The sequence below is a fragment of the Agromyces sp. P1_H4 genome (assembly GCF_056405255.1).
Map to the genome: position 1 here is coordinate 1 of NZ_JBFUCL010000440.1, position 2528 is coordinate 2528.

The following is a 2528-nucleotide window of genomic DNA, read 5'->3' on the forward strand; positions in this document are numbered from 1 at the left end:
CGGCGCGTCCTTCAGCAGGTAGCCGCTCGCGCCGGCCTCGATCGCACCGAGGATGTCGGCGTCGGTGTCGTAGTTGGTGAGCACGAGCACGCGCGGGGCGCCATGGTGCGAGCGGATGCGGCGCGTCGCCTCCGCCCCCTGCATGGCGCCGGGGAACTGCAGGTCCATGAGCACGAGATCGACGTCGGATGCCGCGGCGAGGCGAACCGCGTCCTCGGCCGTCGCCGCCTCGGCGATCACCTCGAGGTCGGCCTCCGACTCGAGCAGGGCGCGGATGCCGGCCCGCACGACGGGGTGGTCGTCGCTCAGCAGGAGCCGGATCATGCGGGCACCACCGGGATGCGCACGGACACCGCGGTGCCATCGCCCGGAGCCGACTCGATCTCGATCGACCCGCCCTGCCGCTCGGCGCGCTGCCGCATGGCGCGCAGGCCGAAGGCGACCCCCTCCGTCTCCTCGCGCTGCGCGGCGCGCGGATCGAACCCGATCCCGTCGTCGACGACGTCGAGCGCGACCTCGTCGCCGAGGTAGCTCAGCGTGAGCTCCGCGCGATCGGCGCCCGAGTGACGCAACACGTTGGCGAGCGCACCCTGGGCGATGCGCAGCAGGGTCGCGTCGATCGCCATCGGCAGCATCACCGCGTCGCCGCTGAGGCGGAAGCTCACCCGGGTCGACGACCCCGACTGCTCGGCCTGGTCGTTGATCGCGTCGGTGAGCCGGCGCAGCGCGGCGGGCAGCGTCTGCTCGTCGAGCGACGGGGGAGTGAGCTCCCGGATGAAGCGACGCGTCTCGCCGAGGTTGTCGGCGGCGGTCTCGCGCGCGAGCCGCAGCTTCTCGCGCGTGGGCTCGTCGGTGATGTCGCGCTCGGCGGCGTGGAGCAGCATCTGGATGCTCGAGAGGCCCTGGGCGACGGTGTCGTGGATCTCGCGGGCGAGGCGCTCGCGCTCGGCGAGCGTGCCGGCCTCGCGGCTCGCCGCCGCGAGCTCCTCGCGGGTGGCGAGCAGGTCGAGGATGAGCGCCTGCCGGTCGCGGGTCTCCTGCGACATGGCGCGGTAGCCCGAGCCGATGACGATGGCGACGCCTGCGCTGATCATCGGCCCGAGGATGGTGCCCACCTCGAACCCGAGGTGGGACGCCGTGCCCCAGACCGAGAGCCCGAACGTGATGACGACGAGCGGCACGGCGATGGGCGTCGCCAGCACGTGCAGCTCGAGGAAGAAGAGGGGGAACGCGAGGAACGCGGCATCCGGCGTGAGGAACGACATCGCCAGCCACAGGAGCAGGAGGCCGACGAGCCACAGCACGCGGGCCCACGTCGGGAAGTGACGGTGCGCGACGGCGACGCCGGCGCCGTACCAGGCGAGGAACGCCACGGCGAGGATGGTGACCGGCACCTCGGTCGGTGCGTCCTCGAGCAGCGCGCGCACGACGACGAAGAGCGTGAGCCCGACGACGAGCAGGTGCAGGCCGAGCCGGAGCGTGAAGAAGACCGGCCGAAGCGCGGACGGCGCGACGCGCGCGTCGGTGTCTTCCATCACGGTCATGATGCTGTCAGCGTAGCCCGGGGGCACCGACGGCGGCATCCGTCGAAAGTGCGAACCGAAAGTCATGGGAGAATCGTGGGGATGTCCCCTCGAGCCGCCAATCCGCCGGTGCCTGCTGCCACCGACCCCGCGCTGATCCGCAACTTCTGCATCATCGCCCACATCGACCACGGCAAGTCCACCCTCGCCGACCGGATGCTCGGTATCACCGGGGTCGTGTCCGACCGCGACATGCGCGCCCAGTACCTCGACCGCATGGACATCGAGCGCGAGCGCGGCATCACGATCAAGAGCCAGGCCGTGCGCATGCCCTGGCAGGTGGGCGACACGTCGTACGCCCTGAACATGATCGACACGCCCGGCCACGTCGACTTCAGCTACGAGGTGTCCCGCTCGCTCGCCGCCTGCGAGGGCGCGATCCTCCTCGTCGACGCCGCGCAGGGCATCGAGGCGCAGACGCTCGCGAACCTCTACCTCGCCCTCGAGAACGACCTCGAGATCATCCCCGTGCTGAACAAGATCGACCTGCCCGCGGCGGAGCCCGAGAAGTACGCGCGCGAGCTCGCCGACCTCATCGGCGGCTCGCCCGACGACGTGCTCAAGGTGTCGGGCAAGACCGGGGTCGGCGTCGAGGAGCTCCTCGACCGAGTCGTCGAGCGCATCCCGGCTCCGGTCGGCGACGCGACTGCCCCTGCGCGCGCCATGATCTTCGACTCGGTCTACGACAGCTACCGCGGCGTCGTCACCTACGTGCGCATGGTCGACGGCCAGCTGAACCCGCGCGAGCGCATCCAGATGATGTCGACGAAGGCGACTCACGAGATCCTCGAGATCGGCGTGAGCGCGCCCGAGCCCACGYCCACGAAGGGGCTCGGCGTCGGCGAGGTCGGCTACCTCATCACCGGCGTGAAGGACGTGCGCCAGTCGAAGGTCGGCGACACCGTCACCACGGCGGCGAAGGCGGCCACCGAGGCGCTCCCCGGC

General features: G+C 71.2%; 3 protein-coding genes. 1 reads left to right on the forward strand and 2 read right to left on the reverse strand.

Going from position 1 to position 2528, the window contains the following annotated elements; translation table 11 throughout:
* Both AC1DY2_RS18540 and AC1DY2_RS18545 read right to left on the reverse strand, forming a co-directional pair.
* The coding region (locus AC1DY2_RS18540; protein WP_476763749.1) for a response regulator at positions 1 to 324 on the reverse strand (324 nt) is incomplete at its 3' end.
* A complete protein-coding gene (locus AC1DY2_RS18545) occupies positions 321 to 1535 on the reverse strand; it encodes a sensor histidine kinase (RefSeq protein ID WP_476763750.1) in 1215 nt (404 codons plus the stop codon). The genes AC1DY2_RS18545 and AC1DY2_RS18540, both read right to left, overlap by 4 nt.
* A gap of 90 nt (positions 1536 to 1625) precedes the next feature.
* Here AC1DY2_RS18545 and AC1DY2_RS18550 point away from each other — a divergent pair.
* Positions 1626 to 2528 (forward strand): GTP-binding protein (locus AC1DY2_RS18550; protein ID WP_476763751.1); only part of this gene is annotated, 903 nt, incomplete at its 3' end.

Excerpts from the sequence above, each read along its gene's own strand:
- AC1DY2_RS18545 (WP_476763750.1), bottom strand. The coding sequence starts at position 1,535 with ATGGAAGACACCGACGCGCGCGTCGCGCCGTCCGCGCTTCGGCCGGTC.